Annotated in this window: 1 pseudogene; it reads right to left on the bottom strand. The window is 69.6% G+C overall.

The features are described from left to right. Window positions 1-160: 160 nt before the first annotated feature. Window positions 161-1537 (bottom strand): annotated as a pseudogene (locus tag ABEA77_RS33730) (IS1380 family transposase). Window positions 1538-1659: the final 122 nt, after the last annotated feature.

Here is a 1659-nt window from a genome sequence, read left to right as displayed (position 1 = left end):
CCTCGATCTTTCTTGAGGGTCCGCCGACGGAGTCGGTGGACCCTTTTGCGTTCCGGAGCTGGTGCCGGGCAGGCCGGTGGCCCGGCTGTCGCGTCGGGTGGGCGCCGGGTTCCACTGCCCGGGGGCGGGTAATGCTGTCGCAGGGACGGTGGGTTGCCAGTCAGCCGGGGTCGGGCAGGAGCGCGAGCCGTTCAAGGGCGGCGGTGATCTCGCCGGTCCAGGGCCAGTGCCGGGCGAGGCGGAGAATCCTGCGCCGACCGGTGGTGACGAGCTGGCCGGCTGCGGAGAACAGGCGAAACCGCAAGCGACGCGGTTCCCAGAGCCTCGCCCGGCCGGTCAGCGCGAGCATGGGCATCCAGGCCAGCAGGTCGAGCGCGATCTGGACGATCTCCATCCAGACCCGGTTTTGGGCGGTGTCGTGCAGGGGCAGGTTGCGCAGGCCGGTGGCCCGGGCGGCCCGGATCCGGTCCTCGGCCCGTGCCCGGAGCCGCTGACGGAGTTCGAGCTCGGCGATCGGCCGGCCGGTGGTGTTGGTCGCGAAGCACGTGATCCGCATGCCGTCCGCGTCCGTGATCCTCAACTGGGCGCCTGGATGGGGCCGTTCCTTGCGGACGATGAGCCGCATGCCCTTGGGCCAGCCGTGAAGGAGCTTGCCGGTGAGCTCGGCGACCCAGGCCCCGTCCCGGGCCTCACCGTCGGCCTCGACGGCCGGGGTCCAGGCCGAGGCGGGGACCTTCAGTACGTGTTCGTGGATCGCTTCGGTGACCGTCATGCCGACCGAGTAGGACAGCCGTCGGCCCCGCTTCGCGAGCCAGGACACGAAGTCGTGGGTGCCGCCGGCGGAGTCCGTGCGGATCAGCGTCTGCCGTCCACGTCGGTAGCGCTTGGGTAGTTGGGCCAGGGCGAGTTGGACGGTGGTGATGTGGTCGGCGGCGGTGTTGGAGCCCGCGTGTCCCGGTCGCAGGAGGGCGGCGACGGGCTCTCCGGTTCCGCCCGGTCCGTGGTCGACGAAAGCCGTCAGCGGGTGATGGCCTTAGGTCTTCTTCCAGGTCGCGGCCGCGTCCTGCTTGTCCGAGTGGGCGATCACGAGGACGCCATCGAGGTCGACGGTGACCTGACCGTCGGCGTCCGGGGCGTTCTCGCCGGCCAACGACCAGGCTCGATGACGGACTTCGGAGCGTGCGGACCGGACGGCCCGCAGGGCTTTCTCGCCGGATGCGGCGAGGGTGTCGATCAGGCGGGAGACGGTCGGGTCGGAGGCGACCGGGCCGAAGACGGCCGGCTCACACCGCAGCATGGCGACGTCCGCGAGGCAGTCCCCGCCCAGCGCGACCGCCATGGCAACGTCCAGGAGGATCTTGCCGGGATCGTGGACGGCCCGCGGCTTCCGCCACGGAGCCAAAGCTGCGGATATCGCCTGGTCAAGGCCCGTCTTGCGGACCGTCTCCATCAGCAGGACCGCACCGGCCTGCGAGACCACCTGCCGACCGTCTCCCTGGACACGGACACGTGGGTACGACGAGATAGGCTCTCTCACTTGGAAAGTGCTCTTTTCCTTGCAGCCAACAGGACCCTCAGCAAGTCCTATCGTTGCAGGTCAAGGGCACTTTCCGTGTTTCTGATCAACTCTTGGACAGCCCACCTCGTGAAAGCGCGAGG

Origin of the sequence: Streptomyces tremellae (genome assembly GCF_039540215.1) — a bacterium.
Lineage (GTDB): Bacteria > Actinomycetota > Actinomycetes > Streptomycetales > Streptomycetaceae > Streptomyces > Streptomyces tremellae.
The sequence above is the reverse complement of the archived record's forward strand: the minus strand, read 5'-3'. Positions and strand labels throughout refer to the sequence as shown.